This window comes from Candidatus Thorarchaeota archaeon (assembly GCA_021498125.1).
In the GTDB taxonomy this organism is placed as follows: Archaea; Asgardarchaeota; Thorarchaeia; order Thorarchaeales; family Thorarchaeaceae; genus B65-G9.
Map to the genome: position 1 here is coordinate 339,896 of JAIZWL010000001.1, position 20,406 is coordinate 360,301.

The following is a 20,406-nucleotide window of genomic DNA, read 5'->3' on the forward strand; positions in this document are numbered from 1 at the left end:
CTTGCTGGATCATGCCTGGGTTCAAGAGAGTGTGAATCGAAACTCATATCCCGCAGACCATTCAGCCGACAATGTCTGATTGGGTTTCATCACGACTGGTGTGCACTCTCGTGCAAACTGATCAACGTACTTTGAGAACTTGGCTGTCTGCTCCTCTGAGGTCCATCGCATTGCAATCCCGACTTTGGGCTTTGCATCGATGCAGAGGCTCACAGCATCTTTCACAGGAAATACGCCCTCTCCGCTGACTGGCGCGATTAAGATGTCGGTCTCAAATTGACCGAAAGGTCCCCGCACCATCGCATCACCGAGATATGCGACGCGCATCTTCCCCATCTCTATGTATAGACCGAGGTTCTCGATCTTCTCCCCTGTGTCTGGAATCGCACGTTTGAGTGGGTGCGCTGTCACCTTAAATCCTGGAATCTCATATGGTGTATCGGATTTCAGAACATGCAAGAGCCACGGCTTGCCTCCCTGTGATTTGACCTTCTCGATGGTGATCTCATTTCCAAGAATCCATGCCTTGGACTGCTCTGCAATTGCAGTTGCATTTCCAAGTGCATCATCAAGATGGTGTGTCGCTATGATGAGCCTGACATTAATATCATCAGGCACAACTGGCGTGCCATCCCATATTCCTGGATTCAACAGGACCGTGTTTTCTCCTGCTTCTAGCAGGAATGTTGTATGTCCAAAGTACGTGATCTTCAGCAATGAATCACATCCCTTTATCCGGGCTTGGTTCCCTCTGAGCCAGAATACTTGCTTACTCTCAATGAGGACTTGATGACTTAATAAGATAATTGGGCGTGAATAGCAACGGCGCTTTTCTCCTTTTATATAATTATACTCTCTGTATTATCTATTAAAATAGAACCGTATAATATATGAAAATCTTCTGGCGCCAAACTGTATAGGAATTGACTACTCGATAAGCACGAGTGTCGAGTTTTTAAATGCCCTCAGATAATAAGAGGTAGCGTCCTATAATCATCGAGGGCAGGTCTATGATTGAGCGTATTCTGGAGAAAGAATTCCGTAATCTGGTCAAGTATGTCTTTAAGGACATAAGGAACCACCAAAAAAGGGAGGAGACCAAATCTTTCAGGCAGGACGCGGAACGCATCAAGCGTGATCTCCTTGCCGCAATTGATACCTATAGCAAAGATGCGCGATTTGATGATTTTCTTGTAGCGGGCATCGATGGTTCGGGGAGCTCCCTCTTCATGAGATTTGATGATGCTAAGGTGCACCTGCTCACAAGTGCGACAATTGTTTTGAATACTGGTACAGCCGATGGGCGTCTTCTTCACTCAGTAGACTCGGTCGAATTAATAAAAATATATGAGACGCGACAGCCTGTTATCGATATGCATTGGCACACGGGGGAGCGAGACGATGCACGTAAGAAGATGGCTGAGTCACTAGGAAAAATCTATCCTGTCAAGGACATACACAAGATTGTTCTTCCATTCTTTGAGGACCAATTGGGTAGAGTTGTTTCGTCCCTTGAAGATCTCAAAGACACAGACTATAGGCCCTATGTTAAGGATCTCTCGTCCATGGACTCGTTAATTACACGAGGTCAATCTTTGACCAACGACGCGATCCATGACGAGTTACGAAAAGTCTTCGAGTATTCTGCTGCGCGACGACTTTTGGGAAGCGATCTGACACCACGATACCTACTCATCGATGGGGCTCTATCCACATTCATTCATTATTCTCGTGGCTATCCTTCTATGCCAAGCGGCTTCATTCTTCGTGAACTCTGCAAGACTGCGCGTGAACAGGGGACCATTATTTGTGCAATTAGCAAAGAGCATACCGTTCCATTTGCCCACCAAATTGCGGAGCTCGCCAAAGAGACCTTTGGCGGTTACAAGAAATGGTTCTGCCGGCTTCCGGCTGGTGGCAAGAGCGGTTCCCGTTTACGAATCTATGAAGATCGGACCTATATCCCCCCGAAGTTGGCTATTCCCTATCTGTTCAGTTTCTCGCAGGACAATCGGCCATCTAGAATCGACTTTGATATTGTATGGTGGGAAGAGCATATCTATGACGAAGATTCTGTCAAGCTTCGGGAGAACGAACAGGCTCTCTTCCGTGACCTTGAGTTTATCTCGCGCGATGCTCGCTGGTATGGATATCCTGTTCCTCTCGCACTTGCTCATGAGAAATGTGTTCTTACCTATAAGGATCTTAAAATTGCCCGTGATATTGCACGAACTACCCTTCCAGAGGTGGGCTTCAAGGGACGCGATTCGACCAGTCAACGTTCTGATTACAATGTATAAGGAGAGTTGTGAAATGAGTAATATTGACAAGACCAAACTCGGTAAGTTATTTGGACGAGTGAGTTCTGGTAATCAGACCGCTCTTGAGATCATGTGTGATAACCGTGATGTGAGTATTGGTGAGGTCTTCCTCATCTATTCATCACGGGATAATCATGAGAGCATCTTTCTCTTCAGGGTTCTAGAGCTTCAGAACTATATCCGGAATATCGATCGGATGGATGGCATTGCTGGTACCCTTGTTGTTGAGCAGGATGCATATCTCTCGGACATCGAACATAATATGCTTCTCTCAGTGGGTGGCCGAATGCTGGGCTATGCGGACTATGATTTTAAGGCGAAAAAATGGGTGTTCAAGGCTCCACGTCGTCTACCCGCTCATCTTGCGGAGGTCTATCGTGCAGAACCTGGTAAGGTGGATGCATTCGTGTCAGAGATTCTTGGCGATCAGATTACTGGCGAGATCTATATCGGGGACCTTCAAGTAGGTGAGGAGGCTCTTGATGTGCCTGTCCACATACCCTCTGAGTTTCTTCCCATGCATGTTGCCATTTTCGGGGCGACTGGCTCGGGTAAGAGTAACCTCATGATGGTGCTGATAAAATCGCTTATGGACAACAATATGGCTGTTCAGCGGGGTTCTAGTGAGGGCACGACGGTCTCAGCGTTCTGTATCGATCCACATGATGAGTTTGCAAAGGGTGTTGACACATACGGGATTCAAAGTATCGTGGATGCCATGGATGATGACACACGGAAACGAGTGATCGGTGACTGTTATTATCTCACAACTCACAAGAATGCAACACCCCGCGAGATAAAGCGATACACGAAAGAGATCCGCATCCTCTGGACCGAAATCCAGCCCCGTGATCTTTATTCTATCATGGACTTCTCTCCACAGATGTCTGCACTCATCGACACCGTCTATTCAACCAGTCACGAGACGTGGGTCTCGGATATTCTTGCAATGGACGAGTCTATGAGTCCTGCACCCGCAGGTACCCTTCATGCAGTTCAACGACGGCTCAGATTCTTAGAGCGTTCATCGATATTCATTGACAAGGGGGTCTCTATTCTTCCTGATATCTATACCGCGATGGAGACTGGTCGTGTCCTTGTTGTGAACACGAGTCTCATGAGCGATATGGAGCAGTTCTTACTGACCACGATTGTGACCCGTACGCTCTCGGATATGCGTAGAGCCCTGAAGAGTAGCGGAACACTTGGTAATCTTGATACACAGGCACAGGCGAGACTGCCCCATCCATTCTATTCAAAGATCAAGCAGAAGGCACACGGGTTCTATGGCCATGGAGGTACACAAGGTACCACTCCGGTCAAGTCGCCACGTGAATTGCCCGCCATCCTCATAACGGTCGAGGAGGCTCCTTCAATATTAAATCCGGAGCTGATGAAGGGTCGATCTGTCTTCAAAGATATCTCTCGCCAAGGCCGAAAGTTCGGTATTGGTCTTCTTGTAGTGAGCCAGCAGGTCAGTGTTCTCGATAATGTCATTCTCTCACAGACAAATACGCAGATCAATCTCAGATTAGGGAATGAGCGTGAGATTCAATCCAGCATAGATAATGCGAGTGTCAACATCAGTGGCTTTGAGCAGGAGTTTAGGGTCATGTCACGAGGTGAGGCAATGATCACGGCCTCTTACAGGGATATGCCTCTCCCTGTCCGAATCCCCCTCTTCGATGACATCTTTGAACGCGATATGCATCACTATAAGAAAAAGAATGCACGTAAGAAAGAAGTTCATAACATATGATTCCTGTATTAATTCCTGAGGTGGAACTCAAACAATGACCATACGAATTGCTCATATCTCCGACACACATCTGGGTTCTAGCCCGCGTGAGGGTGTACGGCATAACATCTGGGGTGTGGAGAACCGAATTCGTCTTCTTGAGAATGATTTCTATGAGCGATTCAGAGAACTGTTCGACAAGATCGCCGCTCTAGACCCTCCTGTCGATCTGGTCATTCACTCAGGCGATTTGTATGATACCCCCACTGATCGAAATCACTCACAGCCTCCGGTCGTGGCCCAAGAGACCGCCATTACTGTCCTGAATGACTTCATATCTCGAACAGGAATTCCTGTTCTTGTCATAGATGGCAACCACGGAGTCTATCGCAACCGTGATGTCAGTCTTCTTGATCTCCTACGAATCTCGGTCCCCGGTCTTAAGGTTGCAACTCTAGTTGACATGAAACGTGCTCTTCGTGAGGGTACTCCCCTCAAGTTCTCCTTTGATGAGTTTGATGTCTTTTGTTTTCCCTACATCGATCGGGCGGTGTTGGAGTCTGCTGATTATCTCCCCCAGTTTGAAGAGTGGATTACTGATCATCAACAGCCTGACTCTGCTCGACCCTCAATCGCGGTTGCACATGGAATGGAACTGGACAGAAGTCTGTATCACGGGATACTCTCTCATCCCTACGACTATATCGCACTCGGTCACGATCATCGAATGGGTAAACTGGCTAAGAACGCATGGTATGCAGGGTCTCCAGAGCGATGGCGATTTGATGAGTCTAATCTGAAGAAGGGATTTTTGTTAGTAGAGATCGAGCATGGCGTGGACCCTGTTGTCACCCCTCAACTGTTAGACTTCAAGCGCCCTGTCTTTAATGAGCAGGTGGAGCTATCGTCCAAAGATACACCAAGCACTGCCGTCAATAGAGTCCGTGACTGGCTCACTTCTCATGATCTTATGAGCGAGTGGAACGATGAGACCGCCGCCCGGGTCCGCTTAATTCTCACTGGTGATGCGCCCAGTATCAGAACATTAGAACTGACCATGGAGCTAGAGGCTCTACGGTCGGAGGTCTTGCGTGAGGGATCCGGATACAATATTGCTCAGTTTGTCTGGAGCTTTCGGCTTACTGGTGCAGAATGGGATGAACAGGCGCACATTGCGATTGAATCAGAATATCTTATCGAGGATCCTGAGACCGATTTCAAAAAGTATCTCGAGACGATTCCTATTGATGAAAAGTACGATGTTGACCAATTGACTCGCCTTGCTGTGCGAGCTCTTAGAATCGCGGTGTCGCGGACGGGCGAAAAATTATCCCTTGACACTCTGGAGGAGGAAGAGGTATGAAGATTATCCGTATTGAGATTCAAAACTTCAAGCCTTTCAAGGATCTCGTCCTGCCCGAGGACGGCGAGTTACCCGAAGGTCTCATTCTAATACGTGGCCCGAACTCGACAGGAAAATCCTCTATCTTTGAGGCGATTCTCTGGGCAATCTGGGGGTCATCGGCAGTCACATTGACCAATGAAGATCTTGTCAACTCCACATCCACGTTTTGTCGAGTTCAAGTAGTATTTGAGATTGCAGGTGTCAGATACAAGATTGACCGCTCCTACGATCATGCTGACAAGACCAAAGTGGTACTCTACAGGTATAGCGATAAGGGCTGGCAGAGGATAGCTGATAAGACTCGAACTGTTGAGAGCCAGATCAATGAGATACTTCATCTCGAACTCGATCAGGCACTTAACACGCTTCTTGTCAGGCAGGGTGAAGTAGCACGCATTGCTGTGGCTCCGCCCTCCGAGCTTCGTGAACTATTGATCAACGTCTACAATATCGAGATTTTGCAAGACACGGAGAAGCAACTGGAGCATCTGGAGTCAGACTTGGTGAGTAGAGTCAAGGCCCTCGAGGCTGACTTCACTCGGCCGGAGATTCTTCAGACTCAGAAGGATGAGGCGATCACGCGAACAGAGGGGCTGAAACAGGAAAAGAAAGACAAGGCAAAAGAGTTGGGCAGACTGAAGAAACAATTAGCTGGCCTGCCTGACTTGAAACTTGTCGATAAGATCGATGCTGCCATCCGTGAGCTGGAGCGAGTCGCTGATAGACTGAAACGTGCACGATCTGAAAAGCAAAATGATCTGAAGACGGCGGGTCTTCCGGTCGATGATGCAGAGCTAATCGACGAACGCCATAGAGTTCTTGTAAAGCAAGTTGACTCTCTCGAAAAAGAGATCGCTGCGGCTGAGGATGAGGTTGACCGCCTCAATACTGAGGCCGGAGCCATTAAGGGCATTAACCGTGACCTTGAACAAAAGATCAAGCTGCTCAGTACGGTTTCGGATGGCTCGGGCGACTCTCTTCGTTGTCCCACTTGCTCCAAGCCACTTACGATCGATGAACGCGACCAGATTCTCTCTGGATACCGCGGAACAATTGAAGATGGCAAGAAGCAGGTCAAAGATTACGAAACCAAATCGAGAGAACTACGTGAGGAGATTAAGACCAAACGTAAACGTATCACCTCTCTTCGTTCGGCTATTGAAGCACTTGAGCGTGCGAAGAGCCGTGATGGCCAGATCGAACCGATACGAGAAACGCATGATCACCTGAAAGATGAGATTCGCGACCTGTACAAACAGTTAGGTGTTGAGGACATCAGTGATCTTCTCAAGAAACACAGTGTCGCTTCGGCCTCGGAGTTCAAGAGGCTATCGGCCACCTATAAGACCAAGATTGAGTCCATTGAGGAGCGGCTCGAGCGGATAACTGAGGATATGAAAGAGCAGCAGCAAAAGGTCGAGGAACTCGAACGCAAGATCGTGGCCATGACCCAGTTGCGTGCGGAGATGGATTCCCTCAATGACCTCCATGCTCACGCTCAATATATTCGTCGTAATCTCATCAAGGGTTTTGTTGCAGACTGGGTCTTCCAGAAGCGCCTGGTTGGTATCATCCAGACCGCAACGGACCGATACATCACAGAATTCACAAATGGGCAATACACTCAGATAGATCTGGTTCCTACCAAGGCCCGAGGTCGGTCCGGTTCGGGATTGGCCCTCAAGATCAAAGATATCCGTGACAATCTCATCAAGAGCAAGGAGCAACTCAGCTTTGGTGACCGCACGGCTGTGAGCCTTGCATTACGGCTCGGTATCAGTCGGACCATGAGCAGTATTCGCCCACTGAAAGATAGCCCCGCCATCTCACCTCGTGTCAGAAGTGTTCTTCTTGATGAGCCTCTTGCCGGACTTGACAAAGAGCGTCGTGCATCAGTGGTTCGCAATCTCACAAATGATCGAGGCTTCGACCAGATATTTCTCATCACACATACGGATGTCTCAGAGTGGGATGATGTCTCTGTCATTGATGTTGAAAAGAGCGGTAAGGCAAGTACTGCAACGCTCCGGCGTGCCAGTGACTAGTAATGATGAATTAGTCGTTAGGTATAAGTGCCTCCACTATTAGGGTGGGGTCATGTTTCTCCGCCGCCTTGGACGAGGCATACTACACTTCATTCGAGAGTATGGGATCTTTCTCATAATCTTGACTGTAGGTCTGTATATCTGGGCCAGTGTATTCCAAGCGGCTCTTACAGACTATCTTGACTCTTCGGCATGGAATGGCCGATGCGCATGGTTGGGTACGGGCGATTATCAATTCTGGGGCTTTACGATCACGTATCAGTTCGAGGGTTATTCTGATTATTCATTTTTTTATGTTCATTGGGGCAATAACTTTCTCAGGGGGGTCATGCCCTACACCGAAGAGTTTGGACAGATCGAACTAGATGGGATCACCAACTCAAATGGTCTGTACATCTTCCCTCCACTCTATGCCATCCTTTACGCGGCTGGGATCGCCTTGAATCTTGATGGTTATTGGGGGATTGGTCTGCTCCTTGCGATCTTCGGATATCTGACCGTGTTTCCCACCTATGGTATCGCCAAGACCTTATCTCACAACAAACATATTGGAGAAGCAGCTGCGCTCACATACCTGTTGAGTCCTAATGTTCTCTATCATATTGACTTCATATGGCTCAATACCTCCCCTTTCATCTTTTTCTTCTTTGCAGGGTTCTTTTTCATAGTGCGTGGTCATCGTCATATTGGCACGCTCCTCATTGTCACAGCCGCGTTGTTTAAGCAGATGGCATGGTTTCTAGGACTTCCCTTGGTGATTTACTTACTCTTGGGGCCATATGCACCCTTTGACCGAACCCCTGATTCCGATGAGCCTGACAAAAGAAAAGTTATCGTCCATCGTCTATTCCAGTTTGTCCTGAGTGTGATCCTTGTTCTATGTTATGCAGGCCCCATCCTTCTCCCCTTTCTTCTGACCCAGCCCGATATGTTGAAGTTCATGGGGTTGGCTGGCGGGGCATTCCCACTAGAATCTTTTACCAAGCCTCCTCCCTATGGTGGGACAATGCGAATACAAGTGCTTCCCGTAGTGGCTGGTCTTCCCGAACTGGCTGAGTTCCTTGATTTTCTTGTCACATCATACTTTTTGATAACACTGGGCGTAGTCTTCTTTGTTGGGATGATGGTCATCGGACCCAATCACAAAAGTAGCAGTACCCATTATTTCCGTCGTCTACTCTTTCTCACCATGATGATGATGTTATGGGTGCACCTTACAGGCCCGCGTGGAGTGTACAAGTATTATTTCACCCTCTTCGCCCCATTCTTCTCGATCTTTTCTTCGGGACGAATGGTCACAAGCAAAGATGATCATGTGGACTTTTCCCCTATCATGCTCCTTCTGCCTCTTGCGCTGAGCCTGCTCATTGTCATACCTAATAGGAACGTCTATCTTGTTGGGGTCATCCTCATCATGATCGGGTATGCTATTGCTGATTTCATTGGTGGCTTCTGGGTTGTTCTCACATCGCCTCTTCGGTGGGTATCTCAGGCTCTGCGAGACCGTATTACCATCCACAGTACGAGGCTCTCCGAGGTCATCTCTCGTATCTCAAGATTCTCTCCATGGAGTGATGTTCAGGAGGAGTGTTGATGATTTCTCCGACCGATATTAGAGAGCGGCTTATCCATATTGGTCGTGAGCACTTCTTGTTCATCATGATAATGATCGGAGGCGCTCTGATCTGGGGGTTGGTCTTCTGGCGTGCCGCGATGAGCTTTGCAGGAACTGCTCCGTTCAGAGGGGTATGGAACGGTTCAGGGGCGCTTCCTATTTTTGGCTATACTGTGAACTTCAATTTTGAGGGTTGGGTGGACTATGATTATTACTATGTTGACTGGGCTGATCAGTTTCTGCGTGGATTAGCTCCCTATACGGACCAGTTCAATCAGGTGACTTTTGGAAGCGAGACCTATCAAACCCCTTATTTTTTCCCACCATTGTATCTTTATCTGTGTGTCATCGGGCGTCTGCTCCCTATCCAACCATATGGCATTGGCTTGCTTCTGACTATCTTCGGCTATCTGACAGCAATACCGATATATGGTATGGCCCGCTACCTGTCTGATCAACCCCTTGTAGGCGTCATCGCAGCTCTCGGCTATCTCTTCAATCCTATGGTGCTGTATTATACCGCATACCAATGGCTCAATCCCGCGCCCTTCGTATTTTTTTCAATGCTCGGGTTTTATTTATTAATGAGGAACCATCGTATCGGAGGCGCTTTTGCCATTGTCACTGCTGTCTTTTTCAAACAAATTGCGATGTTCTTCGGTCTCCCCTTGCTTGTAGTGTTGCTCAAACGCGCTCCCGACCCTGCATCTGCCGATTTACCGGATGGTGAGCGACCCCCTGGTGATGCAATAGATGGGAAGGGTTTCCTCCGCATTGTTGCCATCATTATTGTCTATGCACTAGTCCTCTCAATGCCCTACATTCTTGAACCATCAAATTATCTCTACTATATTTTTGTCAGACCGGGAATTACCAAGCTCGAAGATCTGACGGTCCCCTCTGAATTTACACTTCCTGTGACTATGGTCATTCCCTTTATCGTCTTTAATGCGCCTATGTGGTTGCGTGCATTTATTGATTTTATTACGTACTCAGCGCTTGCTATGATAATTGGTATGGGCATTTTCCTTGTACTGATGCTCATTGAGGTCAAGGATGATTGTAACTTAAGGGAATACTGGAGGCGACTGTTCTATCTGATGTTCCTCCTGCTGTTATGGATCCATATCTGGTCACCACGTGGCATCTACAAATATTATCTCGTCGCAATTATTCCCTTCCTCTCAATTCTCTCGCTATCCCGAATGTGTTCCATTCAGACCGGTCCTGTTCGTGTGAGCCTGCTAATGATAGTCGTTCCCTTACTCTGGTCACTTGTGATCCTCTTCGCCCCTAGAAATCTCTACATCCTAATTCTATGTGGTATGTTTGCTGCCTACTTATTGCACAGGCATATTGCCATGATTTGGACTAGACTCACTAGAGTTGTCTATACGCGGATTCCTCGATTGCGCAGTACTTCTACTCCGTAGTTGCGGCCTGAAGCTTGTCCAGCTCCTTCTGTTTCTTCTTGATATGTTTCTCCAAGCTCTTGATTCGCTCATCAAGTTTCGCAGTCTGTTCCTCATAGGTTTCACGTGGCATTGCTCCTGACGAGTGCTTCTGTTCAATGTGATCGCGTAGTTGTTTGACCGAGTCCAGCTCCTTGTTAAGCGAGCGAATGTCTGATTTGATTGAGTCGATCTTGTTCTCTTCAGGGCTCTTGAACTGTCTTGTGGGAATGACCAGCCCAAGCTGCTCTTGGGTCTTTTCAGCAAAGGTCTGGAACTGGTCTCTCAAGCTCTCTATGTTCTCATCGATGTGGGCGACGCTCTTTGAGAGGGTCTCCATATCCTTCTGCAGGTCAAAGACCATATCGATGAGCCTCTTAATGGTGTTCTCCATGTCTTTCACGAATGTTTGGTCGAATGTGGATGGAGCTGGTGATGTGATAGTCTTCCCCGGTGTCTTGGCCACTTCACTTGGTCTGACTGTTGCTTCCGCCCCACAGAGCCATCTGAAGGCGTTCATGGCAAATTGCTTGTTACCCTCATTCTTCATTCCTCCACTACGGAATATCTCATAGCTCCCCACGCATATGATTCGGCCCCTCCCATATTCTGCAATAGCCACTATTGGCTGACCTGCTGGATCTGCAACATCTGATGTCTTTGCAATGACCGTGACATCCCCTGATGTTCTTAGCGTGCATGATGCAGGGATGAGAAGTTCTGATACTCCCTCTGTAATCGGGTGACTTGCAAGGTCCCTGATTATCGGCATTGTGGGGACACCCGCATTATTTCGTGTGTCCTTGACGGCAGTGTTCTCGAAGGCAATACCAAAGTCTTTGGATATCTGGCTCATGTTGTTCATGAGACCTCGGTCCCCTCCTGATAGGGCGAGAAGCATGAGTCCTCCTCCATTCTTAACATACTTCTTGATCGTATCAATCTCCGAGGGCCGTAATTTTGAGCTATTAGGGCAGCCAAATACGATCGCATCTGCCTCTTTCAATTTTCGTGGTAGAATCATGTACTCCTTGTACGTTTCCGGTCTGAAACCGTTCTCTTTCAAGAGATCTGCCAGCTGTGCATACGTTGAATCCAGCCTGCCACGTTCATTCTGAGTCTGATCAAAAAAGATGCGTCTTGTCCTGCCGCTCATCATGGTTCACCTGCTTTTGACGTTGTTTTCAATATGTTCCTGCTCTAATGAGACTTCCGACGACGTTGTGAGCAGAGCCAACTATTTATCTTCGAGCAGTACTATTTCTTGACTCATGAGCGAACCAGAGGATTGTATCTTTTGCAAGATTGTACGGGGTGAGATTCCCGCTTCTGTAATCTTTGAAGACGATGTGTGTATGGCCTTTATGGATGTCTTTCCTGTGAAGACTGGGCATTGCCTCTTAATCCCCAAGAAGCACTACACCAACATGTTCGATGTGGATCCGGAGGTCGTGGCTCATCTTGGCCGGAGGCTGGCGGAACTGACTCAGAAAGTGAATGCGGCCTTCAAACCCGATGGAGTCCTAAACGTTATCGCTAACGGTACCGGGGCGGGTCAAGAAGTTCCTCATCTTCATATGCACATCATTCCTAGGAACCAAGATGATGAGTTCCGTTTTCAATTTCCAAAGAACTATCGAGAGGAGATGGCCTCTCGTGAAGACTTGGATCGTCTCGCCCGCCTGATTGGAGAGTCATAGAGCTTTCCATTGGTATGGTGCTCGACGACTATAGCTTGATGAGGTTAAGTCCTGAGGTCTTGTCTAACGCCCTTCGGATCTCGTCCTGAAACTCGTTTATGACGATCTCAATAGTGACCGACACCTCGGTTCCCTTCAAGAGATGGCCTCCGTATGTTCGCCCTGTTCTATCTGCAACGACCATATGCGCATGAACAACTGGTGTCCCCTCTGCAAGGCGTGAGATATTTCCCATGCATGATACGACCTCGAGATCCTCCTCGACAGTGAAATCAACGTACTGATTCTTCTCCCTATCAAAATAACCCAGATGAGCCCGTGCCACAGCACCAATAAGCTGAAGCTGGCCGCCTCTGATATTATGTTCAAGCACAAGTCTCTCTAGGCTCTTGAGAATATCCTCGCCCGGCATCAGTCGCGCAACAATTGTGCGCCCCGTCTTTGTAATACTGCTATCGGTCATATGTCCTCAATTGCGTTCATGGTTAATCAATGCTTCATTGTGGGAAGTGCTTATCAAGCTGAATCGCAAAGAAGAAGTCGAGTCGCATGGCAAAGAAAAATGATAATCCGGATCAAGGGCAGGCAAGTCTTGATGATTTCTTTGGCTCGTCTGAGGAGCCACCCATGCAGAGCGAACAGCAGGTTCAAGAGACCAATGATCCTCCCCCAGATTTTGGTTCCGATCCCGTTGAACCAACATCTACTGTTGTCATCATAAATAACGATGAACCTGCGGATGAAGACGAAGAGGATGTCGAGTCTGAGACGCCATCTGAGTCTTCTATTGAGAACGAAGAGATTGCACCGCAATCCGATTACTGGGTCTCTAAGCGTGTCACCCCACAAAATCTTCCTCCCTCCTTTGTACTATCTATTGATTACAATGGCCAAAAGAACAAGGCCATGGTGCGACTCTACCGTCCTGATACCGAGGACACCGTATTCTGGTTTGACAACACCAACCATCAACCCTATTGTTATACGGACCTCCCGCCTCAGGCCGCAGAGTACAAGGTGAAACAGAATCGCGGTTTTGTCAGGACCGAGACCGTCCAGCTCCAAGACCTTCTTCATGATCGACCTGTGACCATGACCAAGGTCATTGCAAACAACCCACTTGCGATCGGTGGTACTCGGGACTCGATACGAGAGCTCTTGACCATGCGAGAACGGAGCGGAGACCCTAGTGCCCCTACAGTGACGGTCAATCACGCGTGGGAGGCAAATATTCGCTATAGGAACTGTTACACTTACGATAGCAACATAGTTCCCGGAATGATGTATCGAATAGAGAATGGCGCCTTACTCCCTTGCCCTCCTGATCTAAATGAATCGGTCCTTGAGAAGTTTCGTGAGACTCTGGGTGATGATCCTGAACTGGAACGAATCGTTGACCTCTATGCTCCAATGTTCTTTACAGAAGTCCCAGACATCAAACGAATAGCTTTGGACATTGAAGTCTATTCTCCTATGGCCAATCGTGTCCCTGATGCCAATACTGCACCGTACCCTGTTACTGCAATAGGACTCTCTGATAATGAGGGGTACAATGTCTGTCTGGTCCTAAAGCGAAAGGGTCACCCTGAGGGCACGAGGGGTCCTGATTATCCAAAGCAATTACGCCTGATTTTCTATGATGATGAGAAACAGATGCTTCTTGATGCCTTCAAGAAGATCGAAGAGTATCCAATCGTTCTGACCTTTGTGGGTGACGCCTTTGATTTTAATTATCTCTATCATCGCTCTAGCAAACTTGGAATTGATCTCAAGCGCCAGTGTCCGATCTATCTAGGTCGGGATGTTGCCCTTCTACAGACTGGTGTGCATGTAGACCTCTACAAATTCCTCAAGAATGCGTCTATCCGACTATACGCACTATCTGGTGCGTATGAACGGACCAATCTCGATTCAATTGCACAGGGGCTCCTCGGTTTCGGAAAACTAGAACGTAGTACTGAGATTGCCGATCTGCCCTATTTTGAGTTAGCACACTATTGTTGGCTTGACGCAAATATCACCCTTCAAATCACGACCTTCAATGATAACCTCCTCTTGCGCCTGATGGTGCTCTTGATGCGTATCTCCCGATTGAGCATGGAGGATGTCACACGGCAAGGTATCTCTTCTTGGATCCAATCACTCTTTCGACAGGAACACCGTTCTCGTAAGGCATTGATCCCGCGTCAAATCGATATTGCTACTGCAAAAGGGGATGCAGCTCAGACAACTGCTATGATCAAAGATAAGCGGTTCAAAGGGGCGATCGTTATCGAGCCTGTTCCCGGAGTTCATTTCAATACCTGTGTCCTTGACTTTGCAAGTCTGTATCCCACCATCATGAAGCAACACAACATCAGCTATGAGACCGTTGATTGTCCCCATGAGGAATGTCGTCTTGCAACGGATAACCGTGTTCCCGAGACCGAACATTGGGTGTGCAAAAAGCATCGTGGGATGATCAGCCAGACCATTGGCTTTTTCCGGGATACGCGGGTTCGATGGTTCAAGCGGTTGAGTAAGGACAAGTCCCTTGATGAACGAACACGCGGTTGGTACACGGTTGTTGAGAAGGCTCTGAAGGTGTTCGTCAATGCGTCCTATGGTGTGACCGGTGCCCAACATTTCGAATTATTCTGCATGCCAGCTGCGGAGAGCGTCACCGCATTTGGTCGCCATGCTATCCTCCAGACCAAGAAGAAAGCCGAGTCCATGGGCGTGCGGGTGCTTTACGGGGACACTGACTCCGTGTTTCTTGATAATCCATCAAAGGAGCAACAGGAAGAACTTGTCCGCTGGTCTCAGGAAGTACTTGGGATTGATCTTGAGGTGGAAAAGACATTCAAGTATGTTGCCTTATCTGACAGAAAGAAGAACTACATAGGTGTATACAAGTCCGGGCATGTTGAGGTGAAAGGTCTCAGTGGCAAAAAGCGAAACACTCCTGACTTTGTGCAGGAGGCTTTCCGTAAGATGCTTGATGTCCTAAGCAAAGTGGATAATGTTGAGGGGTTCGAGGCGGCAAAGGAGGAGATTCGAGAGATTGTCAATCATGTGTTGGATCGGCTCGAAGGCAAGACCGAACCATACTCCCCCGAGGACCTTGCGTTCCGCGTGCAGATGACGAAACCCATTGAGAATTATGGCTCAACTATGCCGCAACATGTTCGTGCAGCCAAGATGCTCAGGGACGCAGGATACGACATTCAGTCTGGGCAGTTGATCGAATATATCAAGACAAAGGACGAGGCTGGTGTTCTCCCAGTTCAGATGGCAAGGGGCAAGGCATATTGGATCGACACGGACAAGTATGTGGATACACTCCGGTCGGTCTTTGGTCAGGTCCTTGATGCTGTTGGGATCGACTTTGACGAGCTTCTTGGCTTCACGACACTTGATCAATTCATCTGATTGCAAGTTAGTCTCGGCAAGAAAGTCTTATAGCATACATCACGCCTATTGCACAAAACGGCTTGCAGTTGCTTGTCCGCTTACGACGGGGTTGTTAAAAATGGCCAAGATCGATTTCCGAGAGTTCTTTGGTAAAGAGCCGCTTCTCATCCTGACACCTGAAGATATTGGGCCTTCAGCACGGGAATTCGTTTCCGTATACGGTTCGTATATGCACGATGTCGGTATTGTGGCAAAACGTGCCAGTGGATATGCCACCTATGCGAGTCGAACGGCTCCTGTAGAGAGTGAACATAATGAAATGTTCGAGGAGTGGATCACGCTCCTTGGTAAGTTGAAGATCAAATCTGCTGTGGCAATGGACTTTTACACTGACAAATGGTTCGCTAAGGACCCAAAATATCAGACCATTAATGCGAAGGGTCAGGCTGTGCAATATCAGGTCTGCCCCAATCGTGAAGAGTTCTGGCAATATGGTGCCGAGATCGTCAAAGAGTTGGGGAGCCACAATATTGATGAGATTATAGTCTTTGGTGCAGGGTTTATTCAAGATGGCTTCTGTTTTTGCGAACGATGCAAGAACGAGTTTGCCCCAATGGTCGGGCAGGAGCCACATCGTCTGACCTATGCATTTCTAACCGAGAACCCCGAGCATCATGAGGCTTGGCATAACTGGCGAGTTGAGAAAGTGAGCCAAGGCATTACACAATTGAAGGCAGCAGCTCGTGAGACCGATGACATGCTCGAACGTGAGACACCGCTCAAGCTCACGATCGAGTTTCCTGTCGATCCGCAAAAAGGATTGACCGATGGTGCACGGGCCGAGACTGGTCTTGACTACTCAAAGATCTTTGACATCACCGGCAACATTCTCATTAACCTCTATCCATGGACCCCGATACTTCCAAGCCCCGGCTCAAAAGATTATGAGGATCTTCTTGAGGCCCTCTATTTCGTCAAGGAGTTCAAGCGACGTGGAGGTAATGTGACCCTCTATAGATGGGGGATGAACGTTCCTGACCGTGTGGACGAGCTGCGCAGAATTGCCAAGGATGCAGAGATCGATCGGATCTCGTTCAGTTTCCACTTCCCGGACGACTATGCGGCTCGACGCGAGAGCGCTCTTGGTTCCATGTAGTACTAGTGATGCCTCTACTGAATTGCACCGCAGTAGGGGCATCGTCTTGTATCAAGACTGATTGTGCGTCCACATGAGAAACAGAATCCGCGGCGCTCACCTTTTTCTTTCGTCTTAGGTTCATCAATAAAGGGTGATAGTTCTCCTTGGCGAAAGAGTGAGCCAAGTCCCTCTACATTCTCACTGGGGGGTAATGTACAAATTCCTGCTGATCTGTTGCTTGCTCCCGTTGCTCCTCCAGTAATCTCTGTCATTACAGTGCTGTTTCTGGCCGAAGGGATTTGCGGATGATCTGCTGTCGAGGGTTTCCCGCCTGATAATATTGTTCCGCCCAATGGTGTTTCCGATTTGGTGCCGCCCCATCCCGATCGTGTAGAACTCCTATGTCTTCTATCCGATTGTCGGAGACTCTCCTCAAGTCTATCAAAGTCCATTCGATAATCGTCACTGCCATAACCCGTATCAATTGCAGGGCGGTTTGCGGCGCGTCGAGGAATCTCTTCGAGACCCCAGGTATCCCTTGAATGTGGAATCCCCTTTGCCATCTCAAGGAAATCGTGATGTGCTCGCATCTTCATTCGTTCATAGTCTTCAGGAGTCAGACCCAAGACTTCGAGTGCTCTATCTCGCTCAGGACACCTCTTGGATAGTGGGCAGCAATATGCTAGACTCCCATGGCATAATGACGCAAGAGCACGTTCTTGACGTGATTTGAAGATCGGTGTGATCCTCTTTCTTCCTAGGACGAGAGCATCTCCTTCGGTTCTTATCTCTGCATAACCGCTCTGGGCCAGGGCAGCGACAACTTCCTTTGCCGGATATGCCCGACCCTCAATGACCACAACACCTTCAGTCTTTTCAAGTCGAACGGGCCGCTCGTTCTCTCTACGACCATAGCTCTCGTATCGCGTTATTGCCACCTCTACTAATTAGCTACTGTACCTTTCTCTGCTGTTCTCACAATACAATATCGTGTATTACGTTCGTATTTCGCTCTATGAGCCAAAAGCTATAAGATGGGTGTATAGTACTCTGTGACTTGGTAAGGTGGAACCTCCCCTTACTAGGATGAGATACTAATGGGTTGCAAGGCTGAAGGCGCAGCGCAGGGATACACAGTTCTTGGCTCGATCATTCTTTTTCTCTTTGCTCTCCAGATGATCATTGGCGGAATCAATGGTGCCATCGGAGGCGATTTTGCCTCTGTCATCAATGTGGTATTTGGCATTGCCCTAATTCTCATGGCAATATTGGCCCTTGATGCATGTGGATTCATCTATTGGAAAGTACAGCGAAGTGGATTGCTTCTTGCCATTTTCGGACTCGTTTCCATCTTTATTGTTGGTCGGGGTCTCAGTTTTGATATTCTCTCATGGCTGATGAACATCGGAATGCTTGCTGGGCTGATGTTTCTCATAGCAGGTCTTTTGATAATCATGAAAAGTTAATACATCTCTTCGATGGCCGCATACCACTGTGTTGTCGGCCATTACTTTTTCTCATTATCCTTTCGGCGAGTTGTGTTAGCACTATTCATTGTTACTGGTTCTGCTTCAGTATGCCACATCGAGTCTGCATCTATCTTCTCGGATGTGTTTGATATAGAAGTGGCCTGCATCGATAATTAGATAATGGGGGCTTGGTGGTGGCGGTCTTGAGATTGATTGCCTATCTGGATGGTCACCTCGATGGACGACAGACATTTGGACATATTCAAAGATCTTGGTTTTGACGATGTCACTCCCAAGACAATGACTAATGACTACTGGAAGAAGCGTGCAGCAAAATCGCTGGCTTTGACAACCCAGGATCGGGATGTGTATGGTTGCTTGGATCACACCCGTGGTGAGGGTCTAACGATCTATGATGTTGAGGGCACGGAATATCTCGACATGACTGGCGGTGTCGCGGTGAGGGCTCTGGGCATCCGCTACAAACCGCTTCTGGAGTTTGAGAATAAGATCAATGATGTGATTCGGGAACTTCCTGGTATGGACTTTGATGCAATTCCACAGACACTACTTGCCGAGAAGATCGCATCTATCATCCCCGGCGACCATAAAAAGAGGGTTGTGTTCACAACCTCTGGTGGTCGCGCAGTCGAGGGCTGTATGAAATCAGCAATAGATCTGTCTGGCAAACATCGGTTCGTGGCATTTCGTCCGGCCTTTCACGGGCGTACCGGATATGCTCTATCACTGACCGCTTCTAATTCCAAACACAAGACTGGCTACCCACAAGGCGTTGATGTGGTTCGTGTGTTCTATCCTTACTGCTATCGCTGTCCCTACGGTCAAGATGAAGAGAGCTGTAATCTTGAGTGTGTTGAGGCTCTTCGTTACGCACTTGAAGTGGAAGGGAACGATATTGCGGCTACAGTGATGGAACCGATCTGTGGTGAGGGTGGAATCATAGTTCCTCCATCCAAGGCAGTTCAGGGTATCTACAAGGTCACCAAAGAGTTCGGTGGTTACTTCATGTCTGACGAAGTACAGGCCGGAATGGGCCGGACAGGCAAGTGGTGTGCAATGGAACATCATGGCGTTGTCCCCGATTATGTGTCCATGGCTAAGGCACTAGGGGGTGGCTATCCACTTGGCGCCTCAATAGGTCCTGCTCCTATGTTCACAGGCCCCTCACGTCACTCTGAAACCTTCTCTGCCGAGCCCAAGATGTCTCTTCTGGCCCTTTGGATTCTGAAGCAGATCGAGGACAAGGACTTTCTCAAGAAGAATGCAGAGCATGGTGCATACTTGCTGAAGAGGCTAAAAGAACTGGTCGAGAAACACGAGATTGTGGGTGATGCTCGCGGTTTGGGCCTCATGGTCGGTCTTGAGATCGTCAAGGACAAGAAGAGCAAGGCAAAGGCTCCAAAACTGCGTGATCAGATCATCAAGCATCTTGTTGCCAAGGAGCATCTTTGGATTCTCGGTGCTGGCCAAAATGCTATCCGATTCACCCCGAGCTATGTGATCACAAATGAGCAGATTGATGATGCCATAGATCGATTGGATCGTGCGATCAAGGCCGTATCCAATTAGATCTGTTTTGCCACGAAAAAATGAAAAGTTGCCCCCCCATTATGGTGGTGGGGGCAATTGGCTTTTATTTTATAAAAGGAGCAGAATTGCACCGATGATTACCAGAATTCCTGGTAGACCTGCTGCAAATACGTACATAATAATCCCCAAAATGAGGATGATTACCCAATTCTTTTCCAACTTAAGTGCAGGAATCTTGACAACTCCACTTGTTGCCAAAGTGACAAGGGCCAAGATGATCTGGATAATTCCAATTATTAGACCTCCCAATGCGCCTCCTATGTTGAGACCAGGAAGCAATGCAAATGGGGCGCCAATAATGGTTAATATCCCGTAGAGTAGGCAGAAAATTCCACCTAACAATATGAGAATGTTAGCGACTTTTGTGGTGTCGGATGCCATTTCTATCACTCCAACAGTCATTTTCATTGATGAAGATGACCTTTAGGAAAGTTGTGTTCCGTTCTATTTATACTATTTTCCTCGAAAAATTCCGTTGCGTTCCAAAAATAACAGGTGCGCAACAATATGCTTATCAATC

The 20,406-nt window shown here is 48.0% G+C and carries 16 protein-coding genes; 11 read left to right on the plus strand and 5 right to left on the minus strand.

Translation table 11 applies throughout. From position 1 onward, the window contains the following. Nucleotides 1–21: 21 nt before the first annotated feature. Entirely contained in the window at nucleotides 22–717 is a 696-nt protein-coding gene (locus tag K9W43_01850) for an MBL fold metallo-hydrolase (GenBank protein MCF2135958.1), read from the minus strand. Between the two features lie 293 nt (nucleotides 718–1,010). On the opposite strand from K9W43_01850, the gene K9W43_01855 reads away from it, so the two are divergent. Genes K9W43_01855 through K9W43_01880 form a run of 6 tightly spaced genes read left to right on the plus strand, consistent with a single transcriptional unit; the run spans nucleotide 1,011 to nucleotide 10,557 of the window. After that, nucleotides 1,011–2,300 (plus strand): hypothetical protein, encoded by a 1,290-nt coding sequence (locus tag K9W43_01855; protein ID MCF2135959.1) that lies wholly within the window; start codon nucleotides 1,011–1,013, stop codon nucleotides 2,298–2,300. 13 nt (nucleotides 2,301–2,313) lie between these two features. After that, nucleotides 2,314–4,080: an ATP-binding protein gene (locus K9W43_01860; GenBank protein ID MCF2135960.1), complete on the plus strand. Its 1,767-nt coding sequence runs from the start codon at nucleotides 2,314–2,316 to the stop codon at nucleotides 4,078–4,080. 34 nt (nucleotides 4,081–4,114) lie between these two features. Continuing rightward, entirely contained in the window at nucleotides 4,115–5,422 is a 1,308-nt protein-coding gene (locus K9W43_01865) for a metallophosphoesterase (protein ID MCF2135961.1), read from the plus strand. Beyond that, nucleotides 5,419–7,509, plus strand: coding sequence for an AAA family ATPase (locus K9W43_01870; GenBank protein MCF2135962.1), 2,091 nt, complete (start codon nucleotides 5,419–5,421; stop codon nucleotides 7,507–7,509). Before K9W43_01865 ends, K9W43_01870 begins: the two co-directional genes overlap by 4 nt. A gap of 52 nt (nucleotides 7,510–7,561) precedes the next feature. Beyond that, nucleotides 7,562–9,103, plus strand: a complete 1,542-nt coding sequence (locus K9W43_01875) for a hypothetical protein (protein ID MCF2135963.1) — start codon at nucleotides 7,562–7,564, stop codon at nucleotides 9,101–9,103. Next, nucleotides 9,103–10,557 (plus strand): hypothetical protein, encoded by a 1,455-nt coding sequence (locus K9W43_01880; GenBank protein ID MCF2135964.1) that lies wholly within the window; start codon nucleotides 9,103–9,105, stop codon nucleotides 10,555–10,557. Before K9W43_01875 ends, K9W43_01880 begins: the two co-directional genes overlap by 1 nt. On the opposite strand, the gene K9W43_01885 is transcribed toward K9W43_01880, so the two are convergent. Next, nucleotides 10,547–11,734, minus strand: a complete 1,188-nt coding sequence (locus K9W43_01885) for a hypothetical protein (protein MCF2135965.1) — start codon at nucleotides 11,732–11,734, stop codon at nucleotides 10,547–10,549. The two genes, K9W43_01880 and K9W43_01885, sit on opposite strands and share 11 nt — an antisense overlap. Nucleotides 11,735–11,846: 112 nt before the next feature. Here K9W43_01885 and K9W43_01890 point away from each other — a divergent pair, with 112 nt between their 5' ends. Next, on the plus strand, nucleotides 11,847–12,275 hold the full coding sequence (locus K9W43_01890; protein MCF2135966.1) for an HIT family protein: 429 nt from the start codon (nucleotides 11,847–11,849) through the stop codon (nucleotides 12,273–12,275). A 28-nt stretch (nucleotides 12,276–12,303) separates the two neighbouring features. On the opposite strand, the gene K9W43_01895 is transcribed toward K9W43_01890, so the two are convergent. Next, complete coding sequence (locus K9W43_01895) at nucleotides 12,304–12,738, minus strand: DNA-binding protein (protein ID MCF2135967.1); 435 nt, start codon at nucleotides 12,736–12,738, stop codon at nucleotides 12,304–12,306. A gap of 86 nt (nucleotides 12,739–12,824) precedes the next feature. Here K9W43_01895 and K9W43_01900 point away from each other — a divergent pair, with 86 nt between their 5' ends. After that, entirely contained in the window at nucleotides 12,825–15,686 is a 2,862-nt protein-coding gene (locus K9W43_01900; protein ID MCF2135968.1) for a DNA-directed DNA polymerase I, read from the plus strand. A gap of 100 nt (nucleotides 15,687–15,786) precedes the next feature. Continuing rightward, the gene (locus K9W43_01905; protein ID MCF2135969.1) at nucleotides 15,787–16,824 is read left to right on the plus strand and encodes a hypothetical protein; all 1,038 of its coding nucleotides are present in this window, start codon (nucleotides 15,787–15,789) and stop codon (nucleotides 16,822–16,824) included. Between the two features lie 14 nt (nucleotides 16,825–16,838). On the opposite strand, the gene K9W43_01910 is transcribed toward K9W43_01905, so the two are convergent. Then, nucleotides 16,839–17,744, minus strand: coding sequence for a hypothetical protein (locus tag K9W43_01910; protein ID MCF2135970.1), 906 nt, complete (start codon nucleotides 17,742–17,744; stop codon nucleotides 16,839–16,841). A gap of 159 nt (nucleotides 17,745–17,903) precedes the next feature. On the opposite strand from K9W43_01910, the gene K9W43_01915 reads away from it, so the two are divergent. After that, entirely contained in the window at nucleotides 17,904–18,272 is a 369-nt protein-coding gene (locus K9W43_01915; GenBank protein MCF2135971.1) for a hypothetical protein, read from the plus strand. 240 nt (nucleotides 18,273–18,512) lie between these two features. Beyond that, entirely contained in the window at nucleotides 18,513–19,865 is a 1,353-nt protein-coding gene (locus K9W43_01920; GenBank protein MCF2135972.1) for an aspartate aminotransferase family protein, read from the plus strand. Nucleotides 19,866–19,934: 69 nt separating this feature from the next. Here K9W43_01920 and K9W43_01925 read toward each other — a convergent pair whose 3' ends face one another. Next, nucleotides 19,935–20,267: a hypothetical protein gene (locus K9W43_01925; protein MCF2135973.1), complete on the minus strand. Its 333-nt coding sequence runs from the start codon at nucleotides 20,265–20,267 to the stop codon at nucleotides 19,935–19,937. Nucleotides 20,268–20,406 lie beyond the last annotated feature (139 nt).

What these genes read in the sequence shown, in the direction of transcription:
- K9W43_01855 (MCF2135959.1), top strand. Translation starts at nt 1,011, where the DNA reads ATGATTGAGCGTATTCTGGAGAAAGAATTCCGTAATCTGGTCAAGTAT.
- K9W43_01860 (MCF2135960.1), top strand. Translation starts at nt 2,314, where the DNA reads ATGAGTAATATTGACAAGACCAAACTCGGTAAGTTATTTGGACGAGTG.
- K9W43_01865 (MCF2135961.1), top strand. Translation starts at nt 4,115, where the DNA reads ATGACCATACGAATTGCTCATATCTCCGACACACATCTGGGTTCTAGC.
- K9W43_01870 (MCF2135962.1), top strand. Translation starts at nt 5,419, where the DNA reads ATGAAGATTATCCGTATTGAGATTCAAAACTTCAAGCCTTTCAAGGAT.
- K9W43_01875 (MCF2135963.1), top strand. Translation starts at nt 7,562, where the DNA reads ATGTTTCTCCGCCGCCTTGGACGAGGCATACTACACTTCATTCGAGAG.
- K9W43_01880 (MCF2135964.1), top strand. Translation starts at nt 9,103, where the DNA reads ATGATTTCTCCGACCGATATTAGAGAGCGGCTTATCCATATTGGTCGT.
- K9W43_01885 (MCF2135965.1), bottom strand. Translation starts at nt 11,734, where the DNA reads ATGATGAGCGGCAGGACAAGACGCATCTTTTTTGATCAGACTCAGAAT.
- K9W43_01890 (MCF2135966.1), top strand. Translation starts at nt 11,847, where the DNA reads ATGAGCGAACCAGAGGATTGTATCTTTTGCAAGATTGTACGGGGTGAG.
- K9W43_01895 (MCF2135967.1), bottom strand. Translation starts at nt 12,738, where the DNA reads ATGACCGATAGCAGTATTACAAAGACGGGGCGCACAATTGTTGCGCGA.
- K9W43_01900 (MCF2135968.1), top strand. Translation starts at nt 12,825, where the DNA reads ATGGCAAAGAAAAATGATAATCCGGATCAAGGGCAGGCAAGTCTTGAT.
- K9W43_01905 (MCF2135969.1), top strand. Translation starts at nt 15,787, where the DNA reads ATGGCCAAGATCGATTTCCGAGAGTTCTTTGGTAAAGAGCCGCTTCTC.
- K9W43_01915 (MCF2135971.1), top strand. Translation starts at nt 17,904, where the DNA reads ATGGGTTGCAAGGCTGAAGGCGCAGCGCAGGGATACACAGTTCTTGGC.
- K9W43_01920 (MCF2135972.1), top strand. Translation starts at nt 18,513, where the DNA reads ATGGACGACAGACATTTGGACATATTCAAAGATCTTGGTTTTGACGAT.
- K9W43_01925 (MCF2135973.1), bottom strand. Translation starts at nt 20,267, where the DNA reads ATGGCATCCGACACCACAAAAGTCGCTAACATTCTCATATTGTTAGGT.